At 56.8% G+C, this 22521-nt stretch carries 22 protein-coding genes; 8 read left to right on the top strand and 14 right to left on the bottom strand.

Going from position 1 to position 22521, the window contains the following annotated elements:
* Positions 1-50: 50 nt before the first annotated feature.
* From gcvH to O4G22_RS02455, 7 genes are all read right to left on the bottom strand, one after another.
* The gene (gene gcvH, locus O4G22_RS02485) at positions 51-431 is read right to left on the bottom strand and encodes a glycine cleavage system protein GcvH (RefSeq protein WP_012419500.1); all 381 of its coding nucleotides are present in this window, start codon (positions 429-431) and stop codon (positions 51-53) included.
* 70 nt (positions 432-501) lie between these two features.
* Entirely contained in the window at positions 502-1587 is a 1086-nt protein-coding gene (gene gcvT, locus O4G22_RS02480) for a glycine cleavage system aminomethyltransferase GcvT (protein WP_128154890.1), read from the bottom strand.
* 75 nt (positions 1588-1662) lie between these two features.
* On the bottom strand, positions 1663-2784 hold the full coding sequence (gene ychF, locus O4G22_RS02475; protein ID WP_094136964.1) for a redox-regulated ATPase YchF: 1122 nt from the start codon (positions 2782-2784) through the stop codon (positions 1663-1665).
* A gap of 58 nt (positions 2785-2842) precedes the next feature.
* The gene (locus O4G22_RS02470) at positions 2843-3589 is read right to left on the bottom strand and encodes a D-alanyl-D-alanine carboxypeptidase family protein (RefSeq protein ID WP_306713969.1); all 747 of its coding nucleotides are present in this window, start codon (positions 3587-3589) and stop codon (positions 2843-2845) included.
* A gap of 735 nt (positions 3590-4324) precedes the next feature.
* Positions 4325-5452, bottom strand: coding sequence for a DNA-processing protein DprA (dprA, locus tag O4G22_RS02465; RefSeq protein WP_306702077.1), 1128 nt, complete (start codon positions 5450-5452; stop codon positions 4325-4327).
* Complete coding sequence (locus O4G22_RS02460) at positions 5449-6561, bottom strand: glycosyltransferase family 4 protein (protein WP_306702076.1); 1113 nt, start codon at positions 6559-6561, stop codon at positions 5449-5451. The genes dprA and O4G22_RS02460 overlap by 4 nt, the downstream gene beginning before the upstream one ends.
* Positions 6558-7481, bottom strand: coding sequence for a mitochondrial fission ELM1 family protein (locus O4G22_RS02455; protein ID WP_306713920.1), 924 nt, complete (start codon positions 7479-7481; stop codon positions 6558-6560). The genes O4G22_RS02460 and O4G22_RS02455 overlap by 4 nt, the downstream gene beginning before the upstream one ends.
* Before the next feature lie 102 nt (positions 7482-7583).
* Here O4G22_RS02455 and queG point away from each other — a divergent pair, with 102 nt between their 5' ends.
* The 7 genes from queG to O4G22_RS02420 all read left to right on the top strand — a co-directional run bounded on the left by queG (position 7584) and on the right by O4G22_RS02420 (position 13484).
* The gene (queG, locus tag O4G22_RS02450; RefSeq protein ID WP_306702074.1) at positions 7584-8645 is read left to right on the top strand and encodes a tRNA epoxyqueuosine(34) reductase QueG; all 1062 of its coding nucleotides are present in this window, start codon (positions 7584-7586) and stop codon (positions 8643-8645) included.
* Between the two features lie 118 nt (positions 8646-8763).
* Positions 8764-9141 (top strand): 30S ribosomal protein S13, encoded by a 378-nt coding sequence (gene rpsM, locus O4G22_RS02445; protein ID WP_012419492.1) that lies wholly within the window; start codon positions 8764-8766, stop codon positions 9139-9141.
* A gap of 32 nt (positions 9142-9173) precedes the next feature.
* A complete protein-coding gene (gene rpsK / locus O4G22_RS02440) occupies positions 9174-9725 on the top strand; it encodes a 30S ribosomal protein S11 (protein ID WP_022198460.1) in 552 nt (183 codons plus the stop codon).
* 33 nt (positions 9726-9758) lie between these two features.
* The gene (gene rpsD, locus O4G22_RS02435; RefSeq protein WP_022198459.1) at positions 9759-10370 is read left to right on the top strand and encodes a 30S ribosomal protein S4; all 612 of its coding nucleotides are present in this window, start codon (positions 9759-9761) and stop codon (positions 10368-10370) included.
* Between the two features lie 130 nt (positions 10371-10500).
* Positions 10501-11268, top strand: a complete 768-nt coding sequence (locus tag O4G22_RS02430) for an HAD family hydrolase (protein ID WP_306702073.1) — start codon at positions 10501-10503, stop codon at positions 11266-11268.
* A gap of 126 nt (positions 11269-11394) precedes the next feature.
* Entirely contained in the window at positions 11395-12279 is an 885-nt protein-coding gene (locus O4G22_RS02425) for a hypothetical protein (RefSeq protein ID WP_094137385.1), read from the top strand.
* 413 nt (positions 12280-12692) lie between these two features.
* On the top strand, positions 12693-13484 hold the full coding sequence (locus O4G22_RS02420; RefSeq protein ID WP_306702072.1) for a hypothetical protein: 792 nt from the start codon (positions 12693-12695) through the stop codon (positions 13482-13484).
* Here the strand turns inward: O4G22_RS02420 and O4G22_RS02415 are convergent.
* Both O4G22_RS02415 and pyk read right to left on the bottom strand, forming a co-directional pair.
* The gene (locus O4G22_RS02415) at positions 13472-13987 is read right to left on the bottom strand and encodes a GNAT family N-acetyltransferase (RefSeq protein WP_306702071.1); all 516 of its coding nucleotides are present in this window, start codon (positions 13985-13987) and stop codon (positions 13472-13474) included. The genes O4G22_RS02420 and O4G22_RS02415 overlap by 13 nt on opposite strands.
* Positions 13987-15408, bottom strand: a complete 1422-nt coding sequence (gene pyk, locus O4G22_RS02410) for a pyruvate kinase (RefSeq protein ID WP_306702070.1) — start codon at positions 15406-15408, stop codon at positions 13987-13989. Before pyk ends, O4G22_RS02415 begins: the two co-directional genes overlap by 1 nt.
* Positions 15409-15520: 112 nt before the next feature.
* On the opposite strand from pyk, the gene O4G22_RS02405 reads away from it, so the two are divergent.
* Entirely contained in the window at positions 15521-16759 is a 1239-nt protein-coding gene (locus tag O4G22_RS02405; RefSeq protein WP_179218572.1) for a competence/damage-inducible protein A, read from the top strand.
* A gap of 128 nt (positions 16760-16887) precedes the next feature.
* Here the strand turns inward: O4G22_RS02405 and O4G22_RS02400 are convergent, their stop codons facing one another.
* From O4G22_RS02400 to nusB, 5 genes are all read right to left on the bottom strand, one after another.
* On the bottom strand, positions 16888-17715 hold the full coding sequence (locus tag O4G22_RS02400; protein WP_094137390.1) for a PEP-CTERM sorting domain-containing protein: 828 nt from the start codon (positions 17713-17715) through the stop codon (positions 16888-16890).
* A gap of 388 nt (positions 17716-18103) precedes the next feature.
* The gene (gene dnaB, locus O4G22_RS02395; RefSeq protein WP_094137391.1) at positions 18104-19558 is read right to left on the bottom strand and encodes a replicative DNA helicase; all 1455 of its coding nucleotides are present in this window, start codon (positions 19556-19558) and stop codon (positions 18104-18106) included.
* Positions 19559-19658: 100 nt separating this feature from the next.
* The gene (gene rlmN / locus O4G22_RS02390) at positions 19659-20738 is read right to left on the bottom strand and encodes a 23S rRNA (adenine(2503)-C(2))-methyltransferase RlmN (RefSeq protein ID WP_290488529.1); all 1080 of its coding nucleotides are present in this window, start codon (positions 20736-20738) and stop codon (positions 19659-19661) included.
* 18 nt (positions 20739-20756) lie between these two features.
* A complete protein-coding gene (gene ftsY, locus O4G22_RS02385; protein ID WP_306702068.1) occupies positions 20757-21605 on the bottom strand; it encodes a signal recognition particle-docking protein FtsY in 849 nt (282 codons plus the stop codon).
* Between the two features lie 14 nt (positions 21606-21619).
* Complete coding sequence (gene nusB / locus O4G22_RS02380; protein ID WP_306702067.1) at positions 21620-22504, bottom strand: transcription antitermination factor NusB; 885 nt, start codon at positions 22502-22504, stop codon at positions 21620-21622.
* Between the last annotated feature and the right edge of the window lie 17 nt (positions 22505-22521).

Raw genomic sequence — 22521 nt, 5'->3', positions numbered from 1 at the left:
ACAAAATGCCCCGGGATGGAATCACCGGGGCAGGGGGAGGAAGGAATGGTTCAGGAGCAGTATTCCTCGTAATCCGTGGCATTCATCATATCTTCCGTTTCCGTGGGAACGTCCAGGCGGATTTTGTACAGCCAGCCTGCGCCGTAGGGATCGGAGTTGATGAGGGAGGGATCATTGGAAAGTTCTTCATTCACCTCCAGAATTTCTCCTGAAACGGGAGTGTACACGTCGCTGGCGGCTTTGACAGATTCCACAACGGCGACGGGGTCGCCGGCCGCGACGGTAGCGCCTACTTCGGGAAGGTCTACAAAGACGACATCGGAGAGTTCGGCTTGCGCATGGTCTGAAATGCCGATGGTGCCGATGTCCCCGTCAATTTCAATCCATTCGTGATCCTTGGAATACAGCAGATTTTCTGGTACGTCGTGCATAAGATGTAATTGTTTGAAGTGAGAGTGTAGTAAAATGAGGTGTTTGTCAGTTTATTTTTGCGCCGTCGTGTCAGCCTTTTTTATAAAAGGGTTTTTTTACGACCACGGCCGGGAATTTCCTTCCCCTTACGTCAATTTCCAGCTCCGTGCCGACCTTGGCATGGGCGACAGGCAGGTAGGCCAGGGCAATACCCTTCATCAGCGAAGGAGAGAGCACGCCGCTGGTAAGTTCTCCGATGGCTTCTCCGCCGGGGACATGAACGGCATAATGGGCGCGGGGAGGGGCTCCCTTGCCGGTGTATTCAATAGCCGCCAGCCGCTGGCTGAGACCGTTGGCTTTTTGTTCCCGGAGGATGTCGGATCCGATGAAATCCGTATCCAGCGCGCAGAAGAAGCCGAGCCCGGCTTCCAGAGGCGTCTTGTCCGGAGAGAGGTCGGAGCCGTTCAGAGGATAGCACATTTCCAGGCGCAGGCTGTCGCGGGCGCCCAGACCGCAGGGTTTGGCGCCTGCCCCAAGAAAGGCTTCAAACCATTGAACGCCTTCCTTAGCCGGGCAGAAGAATTCAAAACCATCTTCCCCGGTATAGCCGGTGCGGCAGACAATGAGATCCGACCCTTCCGCCGTGATGCGGGCAATTCCGTTGCGGGGGGGAAGTTCCACGCCGGGAATGACGCGGGAGAATACTTCCCCGCATTCGGGGCCTTGGACAGCCAGACCCACGTATTCATCAGAATGGTTTTCCAGGGTTACGTCTGCAGGTTTGTGGGCGGAGAGCCATGCGAAGTCTTCATCAATTTTGGAAGCATTCACCACTACGAAGAATGTTTCCGGTTCCATCCGGTACAGGATGAGGTCGTCAATGACTCCGGCCCGGTCATTGAGCATGACGGAGTACTGTCCCTGGCCGACATTCAGTTTGTTAATGTCATTGGTCAGCATGGAGTTCAGCCATGCTGCGGCGGAGGCCCCGGCTACCGTGAACTGCCCCATGTGGGAGATGTCAAAGATGCCGCAGGCTTCGCGCACTGCTTTGTGTTCGTCCAGAATGCCGGTGTACTGCACCGGCATATTCCAGCCGGCGAAAGGAACCATTCTGGCTCCCAGTTCAACATGTTTAGCTGCCAGAGGGGTGGATTTGACGTCTGTATCAGTCATGAGGCGATGTGAAGGTTATGAGCAATCTGCCCCTTATATCAGTAAAAGTCAATGGAATTCCGGTAACGCTCCGCTCTAGACATTGAAGCGGAATTCGATGACGTCCCCGTCCTTGACGACATATTCTTTTCCTTCGATACGCAGCTTGCCGTGTTCCCTCGCTCCGGTCTTGCCGCCGCAGGAAACCAGGTCGTCGTAGTGCACTACCTCCGCAGCGATAAAACCGCGTTCGAAGTCCGTGTGGATGACGCCGGCCGCCTGGGGGGCTTTTGCCCCGGCCGGAATGGTCCAGGCCCGCGTTTCCTTGATTCCCGTGGTGAGGTAGGTGCGCAGGCCCAGAAGGTGGTACACGGCCCGGATGAGGTCGGAAACGCCGGAATCCTGCACGCCCAGGGATTCCAGAAATTCGCGGGATTCTTCTTCCGAAACGTCGATGAGTTCTTCTTCAATCCGGGCGGAGATGACAATGGCTTCCGCGTTGTGGTGTTCCGCTACGTATTTTTTCACCTGGGAGACGTAGGGATGAGCGTCCGGGTTGGAGATGGCGTCCGCCAGTTCGTCTTCATTGACATTGCAGGCGAAAATGCTTTTTTTATCCGAAAGCAGCTGGAAGGAATGGAGCAGTTTGCGTTCGTCGTCGTCCAGCTGCGGTTCCAAGGTGAGGGCAGGGTTGCCTTCGTTCAGGTGGGGCAGGAGTTTGGTGATGAGGGCCACTTCGGCTTTGGCTTCCTTGTCGCCGCTGCGTGCCTTGCGTTCGCGGGAAGAAAGTCTTTTTTCCATGGTGGCGATATCCGCCAGAATGAGTTCCGAGTTGATGATGTCAATGTCGCGCAAAGGGTCCACGGAACCAAGTTCGTGGATGATGTCGTCATTGTCAAAGCAGCGGACTACCTGCACGATGGCGTCCACTTCACGGATGTTCGCCAGGAACTGGTTGCCCAGGCCGGCGCCTTCCGAAGCGCCCTTGACCAGGCCGGCGATATCCACGAATTCAATAAGCGTGGGGATAATTTTTTCAGAACCGGACATGTCGGAGAGCACCTGCAGGCGGGGATCCGGGACTGTTACCATACCCACATTCGGGTCAATGGTGCAGAAAGGATAGTTGGCCGCCTGGGCCTTGCGTGTCCGGGTGACCGCATTGAAGAGAGTGGATTTGCCGACGTTGGGGAGACCTACAATACCTGCCTGTAACATAGGCAGGACTGATAGCGGGTCACGCCGTGAAAGTCAAATACCAATTGCCGCCGGGTATTTACGCCGCGGCTCCCAGAGCCCATTTGAGCAGATTTTCCGATTCCGCCCAGATGCGGGACGGATGGCAGCCGAGGACGACGACGATGACATGGCGGCCATTGAAGCCGGCGGAGGACACCAGGCAACGTCCGGCGGCGTTGGTGTATCCGGTTTTCATTCCGGTAACCCAGGGATGCTGGTTGAGCAGCTTGTTGGTATTTCTCAGCAGGAGCGTCTTGCCGTTGGCCCGGGTAAAGGCATACTGGCGTTTGCAGATAATATTGCGCAGTTCCGGGCTGCGGTACACATAATAGGCGCAGCGGGCCATATCAATGGCGGTGGAGTACTGGTCTGCCGGGAGGCCGTTGGGGTTGGCGAAGCGTGAGTTGTACATGCCCATCTGCCGGGCCTTGGCATTCATCAGCTGGGCGAAACGGGGAACGGAACCCGCCGTATCACGGGCCAGGGCCAGGGCTACGTCGTTGAAACTGCGGATCATCAAGGCATTGAGCAGTTCGCGGCGTGAATAGGTTTCTCCCGCCCGGAAGCCCAGTTTGGTTGGGTCCGCTTTGGTATCGGAAGGCTGGATAACCACTTTTCTGTCCAGGCTGCCGTGATCCAGCACGACCATGGCCGTCACGAGTTTCTGCGTGCTGGCTACCTGGCGGCGCTGAAGGCCGTTGTGCGAAAAGAGCACTTTGCCGGTGAGGGCGTCCATAACGCAGGCGCTGGCGCAGCGGGGCGTGCGCGGGGCGCTGGAGGGAATGGCTACAGGGCGTGTGGGGAAATTGGCAGGGCGGGGGAGGGCATTGGAAACCGGCTGGGAGAGCTGGGGGGGACGGGCGTTGCGAGAGGGATGTAATCATTTGAATCCCCGAACGATTGGCAGCTTGTGGAGCTCAGGCAAAGGGAGAATCCTGCAAGGAGGGCGAATAAACGCATGTCTTGTTGCTACAGTAAGAAGTTTCATTCATCAAGCCCAAACTCCGCCTTTGAAAGAGAGCCGGACGAAAAAAGGCCGCGGATCAAACAATCCGCGGCCTTTTTTCTCTATTAACTACCTATGGAACCAAAAACCACCCTGAACGGAGTTTGAATTATTTTTTTCACCCGTCGGACAGATCTTGTGAAGGATAAGACTCCGTGCAGGAGAAATGCGTTCAAAATATGTTCGTCAACAGTTCTTTCAGGAGGTGTTTCCGTATGCGCCCTGGCTTGCGTTCAGCAAATATATCAGAGATTTTTTCTGAACATATTCTGTTTTGCAGACATGTCAATTTTGCCGCTGGCATTTAAAATGCCGGGGATGCGTTGCTGATAGATTTAATTTCTGGAATAATAATTATTGAAGGAAAGAATTTGGCGGCTGTTTGAAGATGTTTGTTTGGCTTCCGGCTGAGAAGATTTTTATGTGGGGATGGCCGGAGGCGCCTTACGGCGCCACGGTCAAGGAAAGGTGCCCTGGAACCGGCGTTTTTCCCGGCGGAAAAGCAGAATCCTCCTACAGTTTCCTGCTGTTTATGGAAAAATACCCTCCGGCGTCCGGAGTGATTTGCCCTGCAATTTGCATTTTTGCCAAAAGCGGGGTGATGATGTGCGCCGCTTTTCCCAGAGAGGTGCAGAGGGTGTCAATCGTATTGAACCCCAGTCTGATGGCGTGGAGAATTTCCTTTTCTTCCAAAGTGGGAAGCGGTGGGGGCGTGGCTCTGGAAGGAGCGCCTGGAGAGAAGAGAGGCAGTCCCTGTTCCGGAACGGCCCAGTTCATGTCCTGCAAAATATCGGAGGCTCCGGTGGCCAGGATAGCTCCGTCCCGGATGAGGGCATGGCATCCGTCGGAAGAATGCCGGTCAACCGGTCCGGGGATGCAGAAAACGTCCCGGCCCTGTTCGGCCGCCGTCCGGGCTGTGATCAAAGCTCCGCTGCGTCCGGACGCTTCCACCACCAGCGTAGCGCGGCTCCAGCCGCTCACGATGCGGTTGCGCATGGGAAAAGTGGTGCGGGAGGGAGGCAAATCCATCGGGAACTCGGAAACTACCGCTCCATGCCCGTCCGCAATGCGCTGCGCCAAATTGCTGTTTTCCCGAGGATACAGTTTGTTGAGCCCTGCCCCGATGACGGCAATGGTGCGTCCTCCCGCGTCCATGGCCCCGGCATGGGCTTCCGTGTCCACGCCGCGCGCCAGTCCGGAAATAACGGTTACTCCGGCTTCCGCCAAGTCATGGGAGACGTTTCTGGCGCAAAGCCTGCCGTAATGGGTGGCCATGCGTGAGCCGACGACGGCAATGGAGCGTTCGGCATCCGTTTCAGTCCAGTTTCCCCAGGAGTAGAGGACAATGGGCGGGGCCGGCAGATCACGCAGGGAGGATGGATAGGAGCCGTCAAAAACCGTGGTGACTGAAGCTCCCGCGTTTTCCGCCAGTTCCAGTTCCCTGTACGGGTTGACGGTGCTCCGCCAGGAGGAAATATGGCGCGCCAGTTGCGCTCCGATGCCGGGAATCTCCATCAACAGGGAGGCAGGGGATTCCAGAATCAGTTCCGGAGTGGCGAATACCTGCAGAAGGCGCATGATTCTGACAGGGCCCAGGCCCGGTATCAGGTTCAGGGCTATGGCTGCTTCCCGGGGAGTCATGAAGAGGTGGTCAGTTCCTGGTAAACGTCCAGATGGGATTGAATCATATCTTGCATTTTGTAAGGGGAGGGGATTTGCCGGGGCAGGGGGGGGGGCTGGGCGTGCCAGCGTGCCAGCAGGTCCGCCATGGCGGCGGTATCTCCTACGGCGACATTCCCTTCCGGAAGGAAGGCGTCCAGCTGTTCCTTGACTCCTCCGTGAGCGTATCCGGCAACGGGTTTGCCCAGAGCAAGAGCCTCCAGGGTTGATTTGCCGAAGGCTTCCGGGCTTTTGGTCAGGGAGAGGGTGACGGAACACGTGGAAATAATGTCCCGCAGATCCTGGCGATGTCCTGTCCAGGTGAAAGCCTGGGAGACGCCGGAACGCTCTATTGCCCGCAGGACTTCGTTTTTATATTCTTCTTTTCCTTTCTTGGCTTCTCCTACGATGACGGCGTGGGCCGGAATCCCCTGTTCCAGAAGCTGCCTGACGATCGGAATCAGATCCAGATGCCCTTTCAGGCGCGTGATGCGGCCCGGCAGGCACAGGGTGAATTTGCCCTTCAGCTCGGGATAGGACATGAACCAGCCCGTGAGCCATTCCCGGGAGGGGGAGTAATCCGGATGATACTGGTCAGGAGAAATGGCGTTGGGTATGATTCTGATGTGGTCCGGCGGGGTGGACGAATAATGGGCGAGGATATAGTCCCTGATGCAGTTGGAGACGGCGATCACCCGCTCTCCCCGGCTCATGATGGCGGAGTACCGGTTGACGGAGTAAAAGCCGTGAACGCTGGTGACGAGGCCGGGCCGGTCTTCCGGCGGCAGCTTTTTCCATGCCAGGTAGCCCGCCCATGCAGGAACGCGGGAATGGAGATGCAGGATATCCGGCCTGACGGCCTGAAGCAGGGCGCGGAGGGCTCCGATGCGGAAGAGAGTGGAGATGCTTTTTTTCCCTATCGGCATCAGGATATGGCGGGAGCCTTCCTTTTCCAGACGGGGCACCAGGCGTCCGCCTCCGGAAACGACGATATTTTCCACGCCCCGGGAAGAAAGGCCGCTGCCCAGTTCCATAACGACTTGTTCCACGCCTCCGGATTCCATGGAGGGGACGAGATGCACTATTTTCATAAGGCGCGGAGCTGGGGGAAAAATCTGGAGAGGATGTAGTCTGCCGCACGGTCCGCTTCCAGAAGGGGAGAACCTGGAGCCGCCAGGCGGAAGTTCTGTTTTTTCCAGTCACTGTATCCAGTAACCATGCCTTCCTTCTCCAGTATCTCCAGGCCGGACAGGATGCGGGATTTGCGGTTGCCATGCCGGCGCGGCACGGAAAGGAGGCCTACAGGCGCGCCGGAGCCGAGAGCCTCATAAACCATGGAGACGCTGTCCTGGCTGACCCAGGCGGCGGAGGCGTGCGCCAAATGCCGGGCCACCCAGCCCGGCCGGGTCTCCTCTACGGGAACGACGGTGATTTCCGGAACGGCTGTCCGGATTTTTTCCGCAAAGCCGTCCGGCGTCCGGCGTGAGGTGGTCAAAACGATGTTCCCGGGGGTGTGGATGCTGATGGAAGAGAGCTGATTGAGCATGCTTTCGTCATCCCAGTCAAAGTCTTTGCTGGGGCCTCCGATGAGAATCAGGGTGATATCCTTTGGTTCGGATGGGTTTGGCCTCATGGGGTGGAGGGCTCCCCGGGTGGGGAAGATATCCGTGTCGGTGTAATCGCGGCCGGAATCCAGGTCGTGGCGGGGAATAAGGCAGAGGTCGAAAAAGGAGCAGGGAAGCGTGGGTTTCATGCAGAGGACGGCCCGGGTTTTGAAATGGTGCCGTGCGCAGATGAGCGGGATATGCGTTGCGTGGCCGGCGGAAATGAACAGGTCCGGCCGCGGAATATCGCTGCCGGAGACGACCTTCCGGATTTTCCCCAGAAGGGAAAGTCCCTGCAGATCCACCGTTTCCACGGTTCCTCCCGCTTTGGATATCAGGGCCTGCGCCAGCCCCAGGGACTGGTTGAGGTGGCCCTGTTTCCCATCGCTCAGAATCCGGATGTTCATATAAGCGTTATTATGAAGCGGCGGCGAGGCGCAGGCAATCCAATTCCCTCCGGACAGAAGAAAATTCTTGGTGGAAGGCGCGTTCTTGTTCATGATTCCGGCGTGCTGACTCCGGATCCCGCTGTTATTAAAAATTCCTTGTGCGCCGTGTCCCGGCAGCTTGGATTTTCCGGTTGCCGGGTGGCCCGCGCGGGAAAGAGCCTGCATGCGGAGAAATTATTTCAATGGCTGGAGCGCGGATGGCACGCCGGAATGGAATGGATGGCGCGTTCCCCGGAGCGGCGCGCGGACCCCGCGGAAGTGCTTCCCGGATGCCGTTCCGTCGTCTGCCTGTCCTATGATTATGACAGCCCCGTTATGCGGCCGGAGGGGGAGGGAAGCATTTGCCTTTACGCCCATGGAAAGGATTACCACGGAATTCTGGAGGAAAAACTGGCGGATTTGCAGGAGCTGCTTTCCATTTACGGAGGAGAGCAGAAGGGGTATGTGGATTCCGGCCCTGTTATGGAACGGGATCATGCGGAGACGTGCGGCCTGGGATGGCGCGGAAGAAGCGGCCTGATTGTGCGCAGGAAAGGAGGTTCCCGCTTTTTTATCGCCACCCTGCTGACTACGCTGGAACTGGAGCCGGACGCTCCTGTATCAAACGGATGCGGCAGTTGCCGCCGTTGCGCGGCCCTGTGCCCGACAGGCGCGATTATGGAGAACGGTCAGGTTGATGCCGGCCGCTGCCTTTCCTACTGGACGATTGAACACCGGGGGGTTATTCCGGAAAAAATCCGTCCCCTGATAGGTACGCGCTTGTACGGGTGCGATACCTGCGTGACGGTCTGTCCCTGGAACAGCAAACCTCTGCCGGCCGCTGACGAACGGTTCCGCATGTCCCGTTTTCTGTCTTCTGTTTCCCTGCGCGATCTTCTTTCCCTGGATGCCGGCGGTTTTGCCGCCCTGTTCCGGAATTCTCCTTTGAAAAGGCTCAAGAGGGAGGGGCTGTTGCGCAACGGCTGCATTGTGATGGGGAATGCGGGAACTCCGGATGACGTTGATTTTCTGAAGACGCTTTACGGGGAGTCCCCTCTGGTGGAGGAGCATGCCTCCTGGGCGGTGGAGCGCATCCTCCGCCGTTACGGACGGCATGCATCTTCAAGCGGCGCAAGAGATTAAAAATAGAAAAAATGATGTTTTGGTCTTGTCAAAACCTCAATTTATGGTATCCATCTTGCCCCAAGCAATAGCTCTGCGCGAGGCAGAGAAAAATAACAGCTAGCAAATCCAATCCATTATGGCACGCCTTTTCGGTACAGAAATACCCAACGAGAAGCGCATCGAGGCTTCCCTTCCGTATATTTACGGAATTGGTCGCTCGACTTCTAAGAGAATCCTGGAACAAGCAGGCATCAATCCCGACATCCGCACGGGACAGCTTACCGACGAACAGCTCACGAAGATTGTTCAAGTGATCACCACTGACGGCATTTTGATTGAAGGTGACCTTCGTCGTGAAAAGCAATCCATCCTCAAGCGTCTGACCTCCATCAACTGCTATCGCGGTCAGCGTCACCGCCGCGGCCTTCCGGTGCGCGGCCAGCGTACCCGTACGAACGCCCGCACCCGTAAAGGCAAGAAGAAGACTGTTGGCGCGCAGGCCAAGAAGAAGTAATCCGCCAATCTGAATTTTAATATAGCTTTACTATGGCTAGCGAAGAAATCACCAACGAAACCGCCGAACAGCCTGTGGAAGCGGCAACTCCCGCTCCCGTCGCTGAAACTCCGGCCGCCGCTGTTTCCGCTCCTGAAGAAATCAAGAAGCCTGAACCCCGCAAGGACATCTTTGCGGAACTTGGTCTGGGCGGCGATGACGACAAGCCCAAAATCCTGAAGGCCAAGGGCAGCAAAAACGTTTCCACGGGCGTGGTTCACGTTTCCTCCACGTTCAACAACACCGTCGTGACTGTGACCGACCAGCGCGGCAATGTCATCGGCTGGTCCTCCGCCGGCAAGATGGGCTTTAAGGGTTCCCGCAAGAGCACGGCTTATGCCGGGCAGGTGGTGTGCCAGGACGCCTGCCGCCAGGCCATGGGCCACGGCTTGCGTGAAGTGGAAGTGCGTGTGAAGGGCCCCGGTTCCGGTCGTGAATCCGCTGTACGTGCCGTGCAGACGATCGGTATTGAAATCACCTCCATCAAGGACGTGACTCCCATTCCCCACAACGGCTGCCGTCCTCCGAAGGCCCGCCGCGTCTAATTGAGAATCCTTTACCTATAGATCTAATATATCATGGCTCGTTATACCGGTCCCCGCGATAAAGTGTCCCGCCGTTTTGGCGTTGCCCTTTTCGGTTCCACCAAGGCTCTTGAAAAGCGCCCCTTCCCTCCCGGCCAGCATGGCATGCGCGCCGGCCGCAAGAAAAAGTCCGACTATGGCGTGATGCTTGCTGAAAAACAGAAGCTGCGTTTCCAGTACGGTGTGCTTGAAGGCCAGTTCCGCAAGTATTATGCAGAAGCCGCCCGCCGCCGCGGCATTACCGGCGATATTCTGCTTCAGCTCCTTGAGCTTCGTCTGGACAATGTTGTGTACCGCCTCGGTTTCAGCAACACCCGCGCCGGAGCCCGTCAGCTCGTTTCCCACGGCCACATCACCGTGAACGGCAAGAAGACGAACATTGCGTCCTACTCCTGCCGTCCGGGCGATGTCATTGCCGTCGGCGGCAAGGCTTCCTCCCAGCAGCTGGTTACCCGTTCCCTTGACCTGACTCAGGCTACTGTGGTCCCGGATTGGCTGGAATGCGACCGTGACAAGCTCACGGGCAAGATTGCCCGCGTGCCTTCCAAGGAAGAGATTGCTCCCATCGTCAACGAGCAGCTCATCGTGGAATTCTACTCCCGTTAATCTTATTTCCTTCTGGATTTGCTTCAAAACCCCGGTTGCCTTTCGGCGGCCGGGGTTTTGGGCATTCAGGGGGGGAGTAATGGAAGAGTTGGGTGTTGAGAGTTGAGGAAAGCGGGTATAGGATGAAACCATGACGGACGATTGGAAAGGAAGAGGCGTGGCTCTTTTTGATATGGACGGAACGCTCCTGCCCTGGGATACGCAATATGTTTTCTCCTGTTTCGTGGTAAGGCTCCATCCCTGGAGGCGCCTGCTGATTGTTCTCTTCCTGGCCTGTATTCCGTTTTATGTTTTGAAAATATGGGATGAAAAACGGATGAAGCGAGCCTATCTCATGTATTTGTGGGGGCTCCCCGCTGAAACGGTACGGGAATATGGACGGAAGTTTGCCAGGATGGCGCAGGAATGGATTTATCCGGAGCTGAAGGAACGGCTGGAAGAAGACCGGAAGAAGGGGTATCTGTGCCTCATGGTTTCCGCCTCTCCTTCATTTTATGTGAAGCCTCTGGGGGAGCTGCTGGGGTTTGATGGAGTTTTGGGAACGGATGTGCTTCTGGAGAAACGCATGCCGGCAATGCCGGAACTGCCGCACGGTAATAATAAAGGGGCGGTGAAAGTGAAACGCTTGCGGGAGCGGAATGTGCTTCCGGAGCATGGCATTCTGGAAAACGCCGTTGCTTACAGCGACAGTGCAGCGGATATGCCCATGCTGCTTTCCTGCAGGAGAAAGGTTCTGGTGAATCCTTCTCCTGCCCTGAAGAAAGACAGGCGTCTGGATGGCGCGGAGTGTCTGTATCCTGCCAGACCCTGGAAGGGAAGGCTTGGGAAGATATGGAAGATTGTCTTTTTTGTCATGGGGCTGGTAAATGTAAATGACAGAAAATCAATGATTGGTTGATGGGTGGAGAGAAAAATGCTTTACTTTTGTGACGAAAATGTTTCACTTTTCTTAACAAGGGGGAAAAAAGCGTTTTTCTTTCCATGTTAGCAAATCAACAATTAATACCCTAACCAAGTAATAGTCATGCAAACCAAGAACATCATCAGTGTTGCTGCAGTTGTGGCATCCTTTGCCGGAGCCGCTCTTGCGGGGACTCCCGTCAAGATTGTTGCTCCGACTCCGGTTCCCGCTCCTGTGGCGACTACCAGCCCGCTGTCCGGCGATATTTACGCCGGGTACGCTTCCAATTACACCTGCCGCGGCATTGTGGCTTCCCACGCGCTGGCGGAAGGGGATAGCGTTATCCCTGCTGGTGTCAATCTGAATTACAAGCTGTGTGATGCCAACTCCATCGTGGCTTCCGCTTCTTATACGACCTTGACTTCAGGCCACCATCTCATGGGGGACAGGGATACGTCCTTCCACAATGAGACCAATTTCAATCTTGGCTGGCAGAATAAGGACGGTTTGTTGAACAATCTGTCCACGACGCTTGGCTGGAATCTGATTCATGGCGGCCTGCTGGGCAGCTTTGCCAAGTATGACCACGCTCATTCCGTCACGCAGGAGTTTTACCTGAACCTGAACTATGATGTGACCAAGAACTGGTTTGCCGGCGTGACCACGAGCTATGCCTTCCAGGGCATGACCGGCTGGTGGTTCCAGCCTTACGTTGGCTACAAGGCAGCCCTCTGCCCTGCCACGGACATTGTCGTAACGGCCGGCATGTCCGCCACGTCCAGCTATTTTGGCGCTGCGTTTGAGCAGGCCAATGGCGCTCAGGCCTGGTGGGTGAAAGCTGAACTTCCGGTGAAGCTGGGCGTGAAGAACCTTTCCCTTGTTCCCTTTGTCAGCTTCAACTGGGCCGGCTGCGGCGCGTTGAAGGTCAATAAGGGCCTGGATAAGGGAGACAAGCCTTACAAGAACTTCGGCGTGGTGGCTGGCGCCAGCCTCGTCTATTCTTTCTAAGCCATCCGGCCAACGATTGAATGATATTTTCAGGTGCGGCGGAGAAATCCGCCGCACTTTTTATTTCCAATGGTTCCCGGGCCTGATGACTGAAAGTTGGACTTCCGGTGAAACTGGTCTCCAGGAACCTGTCTCTCGTTCCTTTTGCCAGCTTCAACCGGGTCCTTGAAGTCCAACCGGGGTTAGGGCAGGTGCGGCAAGCCGGATAAGACTTTCAAAGTAGTGGACTGTTTTGGCCCCGTTTATCCTTTCTGAAGTTGACGGGGGGCAAACTTGAATGATGTTTCCTGAAGCGGAGCAGGGATCAGCGGCGTTTTTGCTTGTTGCCAAGAGGAGTTTTTTTATCCAGAATACTTTCCGCACGGCATTTCGATGTTATGAATTTCTTTTTTTCTTTTCTCCTTGGAGCAGGCATGGCCTCCGTCGCTTTCATGGCCGTTTCTTCGGCGGACTCCCGCATTCCGGAGGTTCCTTCCGCTCCTGCTTTAAGACCGGTCAGCGGCAGTATCAAAGCCGGGTATTCCACTAATTACGAGTTTAGAGGCCTGATTCCCGCAGGCTGTAATCCCACGGCGCCTCTGCGGCTGGATTGGAGAAGCGATTTGAATGACCGGTATTTCCTGATTCTGGCTTTGAAGGAGGAGATTTTACTGGGGCATCCGGCGGCGGATATAGAGAATGAGACGATGGTGGATCTTGGCCTTCAGCGGAAGCTTGGAAAGGCTACGTATGCGGCATTATCCTTTCGTGCGAATGACGGCGGATTAGCGGGGTTTGCTTCCGAACGTTTGTTCGGCAATGGGGGGACAACGTATGAAACGGCGCTGATTATGCGCCATGATGTGGGATTCCTTCCCGGTTTTTATGCGCAGGGAAGTGCCGCATATTCCTTTTACGGAATCACGGGCTGGTGGTTTGATATGTGCACGGGATCGGATTTCCGGATGACGGAAAACCTTTATATGGGCTTTAAATTCGGCGCCGTGTTGAGTTCTTCCTATTGGCCTTCCAGCAGCAACGGCTGGCAGTCTCTCTATTTCAGGGTGACGGCGAATTACCGCCTGTTCGGGAATGTTTTTATAGAGCCTTTCGTTGGCCTGCACTGGCTCGGCAAAGGTTCCCACGGGGTGAACCGCGTGTATGGAAGAACGCTGGTGAAGGGTAATAGCTGGGTGACGGGAGCCAGCCTGGTTTATGCTTTCTGAGCAGCATGGGGCCCCCCTTCTTCCCGAAGGGAGAGGTCCGCACGCATGCGGATCATGTCAATGCATTGCACGCCGTTGTCCCAGACGGGTTCCGGATAGTTGTCCGTGAAGTGGTTGTTGATGACGCCAGAAACCTGGAATCCGCAGCTTTCATAGAGGGCCATTGGCCCCGGAGACGCATCGGACGTTCCCACTTCCGCATACCGGCCCCCTTTGTTTCTGATGATGTCCAGGGCGTGCCGCACCAGGGCTGTTCCGCAGCGCTGCCTTCTATATTCAGGGGCTACGGAGCAATTCATGATTTCCCATGTATTTTCCCCCGTCTGACGGATAAGGATGACTCCGGCGGCAGCTCCGCAGTTTCTTGCGACGTAAAGTTCGCCGTGGGCCAGATGATCCGCTATCCGGCGTTCGTCCGGATCTGCATCCCGCAGAAGTTCCCTGAGGGGGGCGGGCGGGGGCCATACGGCCGTTTCCCGCTCTATAGGAAAGGTGCGGGCCATTATTCCACGCGCATGAAGATGATGGAGTCCGCCAGCAGTTCCCCTTGCAGACTGTCCCCCTGGATGACGACAGGCTGACCAGAGGAGATCAGCCCTTTTTCCTTCAACAGGTCCAGAGCGGTGGAAATCATGCGGGCCGGATCTTTCAGGAAGGGGGATTCAAAGGCGGTTACGTCTCGAGCCAGGGCGAGCTGCCTGACAACGACAGGGTCATTGCTGAAGGCGAAGATGGCCGCCCGTTCCGGCCTGAGGACGGCTGCCTGCGTGGCGGCCAGGCCGCGGCGGGTAAAGACGACCAGACAGGCGTTTTCCACGGAGTCCGCCAGGGAGATGGCTGCCTTGGTGGCTTTCTGACGGTCTCCGTTCAGGATGGCGGATGCCGCGAAGTTGAGGTTGCCGGAGCGTTCCATACGGTGGGCGATGGAGTCCAGCACTTCCACGCAGCGTACGGGGTAATGGCCCACGGAGGTTTCCCCGGAAAGCATGACGGCGTCCACTTGTTCAAAGATGGCGTTGGAAACGTCCGTGACTTCCGCACGGGTGGGCGTAGGCTGGGTGATCATGGATTCCAGCATATGCGTTGCCACGATGCAGCGGCGTCCCAGCCTGTGGCAATGGCGGATGATGCGGCGTTGGATGATGGGCAGTTCTTCAATGCTGACTTCAATGCCCAGGTCTCCGCGCGCGACCATGATGACGTCTGCGGCCAGGATGATATCGTCAATGTGGCGGATAGCCTGCTGGTCTTCAATCTTTGCGATGATCTGGGCTTTGCCTCCCAAGTTGTCGATATGTTCCCGGAGCTGGGCAATATGGGCGGCATCCCGGACAAAGGACATGGCTACGTAGTCCGTCTCGCATTCTACGGCCACGGCCAGATCCGCCAGGTCTTTTTCCGTCAGGGCCGGGAGCCGCAGTGCTACGCCGGGCAGGTTGATGTGGCGGCGGGAGCCGAATACGCCTTCCGTGAGCACGTCGCAGATAAGCCTGTCCGGGCGCACTTCCGCAATGCGCATGAGGATGCCTCCGTTATCCACCACCATGGTATGGCCCGCCTGAACGTCCTGCAGGAGGCCGTCATAGTTTACCGTGGTGGAAAAAGGAAGTTCCGGCTTGGCCGTGCCCAGGCGGATTTCCATTGTGTCTCCCTTTTTCAAATGGTAGGGTTCAACCAGATCTCCCGTGCGGATGGAAGGCCCCTGGAGGTCAAAGAGGATGGCCACGTTCGCTTTCAGTTCCGCAGCTTTCCGGCGGATGCGGAAGACGACTTCCCGAACCCAGTCGTGCTGGGAATGGCTCATATTGAGCCGGAAGACGTTGGCTCCGGCTTCAATAAGCTGGCCCAGCATGTCGGAAGTGTCTGTTGCGGGTCCAATAGTGCAGATGATTTTGGTGGCCCGAGGCCGGGAGGGTATGTTCATGGTCTTTGTCAGTGCCCATAATGTATCTTACGGAGCATTTAAATGAAGTTTTTTATGATACATGGCAGGATTGTTGCATGTCACGGAGCTCTTGAGAGAGCATATTGGATGCATGAAAGAGATCAGGGTTGAATTGATCAACACCGGGACGGAAATTTTGCTGGGGAGTATTGTGAATACAAATGCCGCATGGCTGGGCAACAGATTATTTGAGGCCGGATTCCGTGTGGGGAGGGTAACCGTCGTGCCCGACGGTTACGCTATCAACGAGGCTATGAGGGAGAGCGCCCGGCGCGCAGATATCGTGATTGTGAGCGGGGGATTGGGGCCGACGAGCGATGATGTGACCCGGGAAGCCCTGTGCGACGTGTGCGGCGTGGATATGCATCATGATGAGCGTGTGGCGGAGGGACTGAAGAGTTATTTTGAACGGAGGGGGATTCCCATTGCGGAGTGCAATTTCAAGCAGGCCATGGTTCCGGATGGAGCTGCGGTATTGAAGAATTCCAACGGAACGGCGCCCGGGCTGGTGATGCCTGCCAGCGGTTCCCTTCCCATGTTTATCCTGCTGCCGGGGCCTCCGGCAGAGTTAAGGCCGATGGTGGAAGATTCCGTAATGCCGCTTCTGGAAGATTTGGCGGATGAGGATATTCCGCATTTGCGCGTGTTCCGCCTGGTAGGGATAGGGGAGAGCGATCTTCAGGAACTGGTGGATGGTTCCCTGCACCAGGTGGAGGGGCTGGAAGTGGCGTATTGCGCGCGCGTCGGGGAAGTGGACGTCCGTCTGGTGGGCAGCGAGACGGCTTTGAAACAGGGTGAGGCCCGTTTGCGCATTTTGGCCGGGGCGTATGTGCTGGCTCCTGTTGGGGCTTCTCTGGAGAAAGCGGTTGTGTGCCATCTGGCGCAGCAGGGGCTGAAAGCGGCGACGGCGGAAAGCTGCACCGGCGGCCTGATTGCCAAGAGAATTACGGATGTGCCGGGGTCTTCCGGAGTTTTTGAATGCGGATGGGTTACTTATGCCGACCGGGCAAAGACGGAGATGCTGGGCGTGCCGAAGGAGGTTCTGACGCGTTACGGTGCTGTGAGCGAGCCCGTGGTCAGAGCGATGGCGGAAGGAGCCCTGGAACGCTCCGGAGCTGATGTCGCCGTTGCCGTCAGCGGTATTGCGGGCCCCGGAGGCGGTACGCCGGAAAAGCCTGTGGGGACCGTATGGCTTGCCTGGGCTTTCCGGGGAGGAGAGACGCGGGCGGAGATAATGTTTTATCCGAGGGACCGCCTGTCTTTCCGTAAAATGGTTTCCCAGCGGGCCCTTGCGGGGCTTCTGGATGCCAGGGGAAAGGCGCCTGTTTAAGCTGCTACGGGGTTCCGGCAAGGGCGCGAAGATGTTTTCCGTGACGTTCCCGTCATTCGTCTGGAAAATAAAACAGCCTGTACGCGGGGCATACAGGCTGTTGAGAAAAGATAGGGGGGGATGAAAGGTCAGGCGCGCCTGCGGCGCAGCATCAGGGAAGCCAGACCCAGCAGGCTAAGGGTGGCCGTAGCAGGTTCCGGCACGGCTCCCGCCACTACGTACTGCACCTTGACGTTTCCGTTTTCCGTGTAGAGATAGTACTGGCCTTGGTAGTCTGCGGCGTTCCCTTCCATAATTCCGGACGCCTTGGTCAGCGCGCCGCCGTCTTCCGCGGTGAAGTCTCCCAGGGAAATGGAACCGCCGTCAAAACCGGCGGAGGTAATCAGCGTGCGGGTAACAAACTGAAATTCTCCAGCAGCCAAGTCAGTGGATATGGTGGCCAGCATGCCGGAAACGGAGAAGCCGGATGCTCCCCAGATTTGCTGATTAACGTTCATGATACCGTTTGTTCCGAAAACAAGCCGGGCTCCATTGCCTCCATTGTCAATGCCGCAAACGCCAAGATGGAAGATCCCGTCCAGGATGATCTCACTGCTTTTGAAGTCCACTTGTGTGAGGGAAAGAGAGGAATTGGCTCCAATGGTGACGTTTCCGGTCCAGCGGGTTCCCCCAACCGTAACATTGCTGTTGCCTGTGACGGTGATGCTGCCGCCGTCGGAGGTGTCCACCATGGAGCCGCTGATATTGATAGTTCCGGTGTTATTGAAGATGACGTCCGGCCCCTGCCCGTTGCTGCGGGCGGGAACTCCATTGCTCCAGTTGTCCGCATTACCCAGTTCATAGGTATTGCCTTCCGTAGGACCAGCGTTGCCAGTCCATTCCGTAACCATGCTGGCGGCATTGGCGCAGATGCATGATCCGCAGAGGATTGCCGCAATAAATAAGTTTTTTTTCATATTAAAAAAATAACTAGATTAATAAGCCCAGAGGAAACGCTGGCGCTACCGTGATGCTACCGGGTTAGCAATCCGTTATAGGCTGAAACCGAAGAAAATCCTGTTTGACTTAGAAAAAGTTGCAAAGAGCTACAGCCATTGAAATACAGACTTCTTCTTACATGTAACGTATTCCAGAAAAGAGAGTTATCAAAATTTAACTACAGATTTAAATAACACAAAGGATCTCCGGGCTTTCATTGGAAGCCAATGGCGCCGGGCAGACTTCATTTCATAAAAACGCCTCCTGGCATGGAAGGAAACGCCAATACAAGTCATTCCCGCTTAGAATCAAAGCTTGACCCCGGATTGCTAATCCGTAGAGAACAGGCGCCTGGAGAGAAAGTTTTTATTCGCTTTCCTGGTCGTGTTCATCCGCTTCGCGGGTGGAGAAGCGCATGAGTTCCGCTTCGAAGTGGAGCGGAACGTCCCCCGTGGGGCCGTTGCGGTTTTTGGCCAGATGCAGATTGGCCCGTCCGGCCATTTGCTGGCGTTTTTCCTCATCTTCCGCATAGTAGGCGGAGCGGTAGAGCAGGCCGATCATGTCCGCGTCCTGTTCGATGGAGCCGGATTCGCGAAGGTCGGAGATGCGGGGGACGCCCAGGCTGGCTCCCGTGCGGCTTTCCGGACCGCGGTTGAGCTGGGCGAGGACGATAACAGGCACTTTAAGTTCCTTGGCCAGGGCTTTGAGACCGGCGGATATTTCCGCTACTTCTCGTTCACGGCTGTTGGCCGCCTGTTTGGAGTGGGAGCGCATGAGCTGGAGATAGTCCACGCCGATGGCTGCCAAACCGCCCTGGTCCCGCATGACCCGGCGCGCTTTGGCCCGGAGTTCGTTGATGGAGATGGCTGCGGTATCGTCAATGACAAGCTGGGAAGCCCCCACTTCCTTGACGGCCTGTTTGAAGTGCTTCATTTCAAGCTGGGTGAGGTTGCCTCTCTTGATGATTTCCCGGCTGCGGACTCCGGAGCGGGCGAAAAGAAGGCGTTCCACAATCTGGACCGCGGGCATTTCACAGGAAAAGAGCAGAGTAGGTTTTTTCTCATTCAGCGCGATGTGCTCAATGATGTTGAGCAGGAAGGAGGTTTTACCCATGGATGGACGGGCGGCGATGATGAACATGTCCCCCGGTTTAAGGCCGTTGCTTTTTTTATCCAGTTCCTCAAATCCCGTGGTCAGTCCCTGGATTTGGCCTTTGCTTGCGATGAATTTTTCAAAATTGGTGACGGCCTGTTTAAGGATGCTGGCCAGGCTTTGTTCATCCTTGGCGCTGTTATAGCGTTCCCGTATCTGGAAAATATGGGTTTCCACAGAATCCAGCAGTTCCGCTACGTCGTCCGGATTGTCAAAGGCCTGCGTAGTGGACTGGTTGGCGATGTCAATGATGGAGCGAAGGATGAATTTGTCCTTCAGGACATTGAGGTAGTGCTCAAAATAGGCTCCGGTGGTGGTAAAGGTGTAGATTTCCGCCAGGCCCGCGCTTCCGCCTACGGCTTCCAGCTGGTGCATGTCTTCCAGGGCCTGGGTGATGGAAACGATGTCAATGGGTTCGTTTTTGTTATATCGGGCCTGGAAAAGGCGCCAGAGCAGCTTGTGCGCAGGGAGGTAGAAGTAGTCCTCCGTCATGCCGATGGTGACGCATTGCCCCACATAAGTGGCCGGGTCCATGGCCATGAGGGCCAGCACTCCCTTTTCCGGGCCGGGAGCCTGCGGGATGTCCCTGAGGTCCAGGGACTGAATTTTTCGGGGGGCCCTGGTCAGTTCCAGCGGGGGAACGGCAGTGGTGGTTGTTGTAGTTTCCATGGCGGGGCGGCAGGATGGGTGGCATCCGGCCGGAAAGGATAGCACAACGGCGGGCGCCGGGCAATAGGCAACGTTGCCAATCAGGAAAAGTCCCGTTCCGTCAACGGGGCGTACTTCCGTTTTTTTCCTGTTCCTTCCTCAGCCTCAGCTGCCCGCAGGCGGCGTTGATGTCATGGCCTTTTTCATACCGCATGGTGACGGGGATACGCGCTTTGTGAACAGCATCCCGGAAGGAGCGGCAGCGTTCTTCTGAGGGGCGTTTCCACGGAAGCCCCTCCACGGTGTTGTACGGGATGAGATTGACTTTGGCGTGCAGGCGTTTGGCGATCCGGACGAGATGGGACGCGTCTTTCGGAGAGTCGTTGATGTCCCGGATGAGGATGTATTCCAGCGTGGGCATCTGGTTTCTTCCTCTGCTCCATTCCTCAAGGGCCGGAATGAGCTGGGAGAGCGGCCATTTTTTGTTGACCGGCATGATCTGGTCGCGAACTTCGTCCGTAGCTCCGTGCAGGGAGACGGCCAGACGGATTTGCCTGGGATAGGCCGCCAGTTTTTTCAGTCCGGGAACGAATCCTGACGTGGAGATGGTGATGTGGCGCGCCCCTATTTCCAGACCGCGGTGGGAAGTGATGATTTCCAGGGCATCCGCCAGGTTGTCAAAGTTGGAGAGAGGTTCCCCCATGCCCATGAAGACGATGTTGTTGACCCGTTTTTCCGCGATGGTTTCCGCGGAGAGGATTTGCCCGATGATTTCTCCCGTGGTGAGGTGGCGTTTAAGGCCCAGCAGACCGGAAGCGCAGAATTTGCAGCCGAAAGCGCAGCCTACCTGGGAGGAAACGCAGAGGGTAACGCGCTCTGATTTTTCTCCATTTTCCGCAACGGCGGCGGGAATGATGACGGATTCCACCAGGCTGCCGTCTTCCATTTTGGTAAGGAATTTCCGTGTGGTGTCCGCAGAACCGTGAATTTCCACGATTTCCGGTGTATGGAAGCGGAAATGTTCCGCCAGCAGATTTTTGAGCGCGGGGGGGAGGTTGCTCATCGCGTCAAAGGTGGTGACGCGCTTGCGCCACACCCAGTCCAGAACCTGCTGGGCGCGGAATTTGGTGTGCCCGTGTTCCGTCAGGAAGGCGAGCAGCTTTTCCTCCGTCTGGGCGGTGATGAGGGGAAGTGGGGACATGGATTTGAGGCGGTCCCGTTACAGCAGGGAATCCACGTAGCGGTCCCGATTGAAGGGTTCAAAGTCTTCGGCTCCTTCCCCGGTTCCCAGAAAGGAGGGGGGGATATGCATTTCATCCATGATGGCCACGGCCACGCCTCCCTTTCCGGAGCCGTCCATTTTGGTGATCATGACGGAGTCCAGGGGCGTCGCTTTATGAAATTCCCTGGCTTGCGCCAGGGCATTGGCGCCTGTGGTGGCATCCACCACCAGCAGGGTGTGATGGGGAGCGTCCGCATCCTGCTTGGCGAGAGTCCGGCGGATTTTGGAGAGTTCCTCCATGAGGTTGTGGCGCGTATGGAGGCGCCCCGCGGTATCGCAAATGAGGTATGGGAAACCTTCCCTGATGGCCCGCGTATGGGCCTCATAGCAGACGGAGGCCGGATCCTGGCCGGGAGCTCCCTTGTAGATGGGAATGTTCAGCTTGTCCGCCCAGCTTTGAAGCTGTTCCACAGCGGCCGCGCGGAAAGTGTCCGCCGCAGCCAGGAGAACGCGGGAACCCTGTTTTTGCAGCAGATGGGCCAATTTGGCCGCAGAAGTGGTTTTCCCGGTGCCGTTGACGCCCACGACCAGAATGACCAGCGGTTTCCCTTCCGGAGGGACGGGCAGGGACGGGGCCGCGGAAGGAAAGGCCTGGCGAAGCGCTTCACGGGTGGATTCCACCAGATTTTCCGCATTCAGGCCTTTGCTTTCTTTCAGCTGGTCCACAATACCCATGGCGCGCCTGATGCCGATGTCTGCGGCTACCAGGTCAGCTTCCAGTTCATCCCAGTCTATCCGGGAACTTCGGGAGAATTTGGTGAATAGTTTTTTAAAGAATCCTGCCATGGCGCGAAGCGGAGTTATGCCGGGCGTTCCGTTTTTGAGATTCCGGCCAGGACGCCGTTGACGAAGCGGGGGGATTCCGCAGAGGAGAAGCGTTCCGACAGGCGGATGGCCTCCGAGATGACGATGGGAGCCGGGAGGTCTTTGCGATGAAGGAGTTCATAGGCGCCCAGGCGCAGGATGGCGCGGTCAATGGCGCTGACGCGTTCCGGGGAGTAGTTTTCCAACGTGGAGTCGATGGCGGCGTCCAGCCCGTCCCGGCGGCGCAGGATGTCTTCTCCCAGGGTTTTGGCTTCCCGGTAGAGTTCATCCGCATCCCGTCCTGCTTCCACCACTTTTTTTATTTCCGCCAGGGAGGGGCGGTCGTCCGGGTGGGTGAGGCAGTTGATGCGGTCATTGATTTCCTGGAGTTTCCTGCAGGAGGAAATGAGGGAGGGCCAGATTCCGTTATAAGCTGGGAAGTCCTTGAGCGTGTCCAGCAGGCGGCGTCTCATCTGCATCAGCGCGGTATTGAGTTCCTGGGCGGCGTCGCAGGCGGCGGAAAGCGAGCCCTTGTCATTGGCGGGGTCTTCGTGCAGGGCTTTTTTCAGCCGGAGCAGGGCGGCGTTGAATTCTCCTTCCTTGGTCAGCAGGTCCTGAAGCTGGTCGCGGACGGGCAGGGTAAGAGGGTCTTGCTGCAGTTTGTCCGCCGTTTCCCGCGCACGGGTGATGAAGAGGCGCAATTTGTCCGGATAGTCCCTTGTAAGGTGGCCGGAGACGGCCCTGGCTTTGAGTTTGCAGTAGTCGCCCCGGAAAGGTTCCATCAGGATATCCCAGATTCCCTCCCATTCCGTTTCCGGCGTCTGGGAGGCGGCGTAAAGGTATTGGAGGGTTGTTTGTCTGATTTGGTTACGAGAGAGCATGGCGATGGAGAAGAGAG

The sequence above is a fragment of the Akkermansia muciniphila genome (assembly GCF_030848305.1).
Classification (GTDB): domain Bacteria; phylum Verrucomicrobiota; class Verrucomicrobiia; order Verrucomicrobiales; family Akkermansiaceae; genus Akkermansia; species Akkermansia muciniphila_A.
The sequence above is the reverse complement of the archived record's forward strand: the minus strand, read 5'-3'. Positions and strand labels throughout refer to the sequence as shown.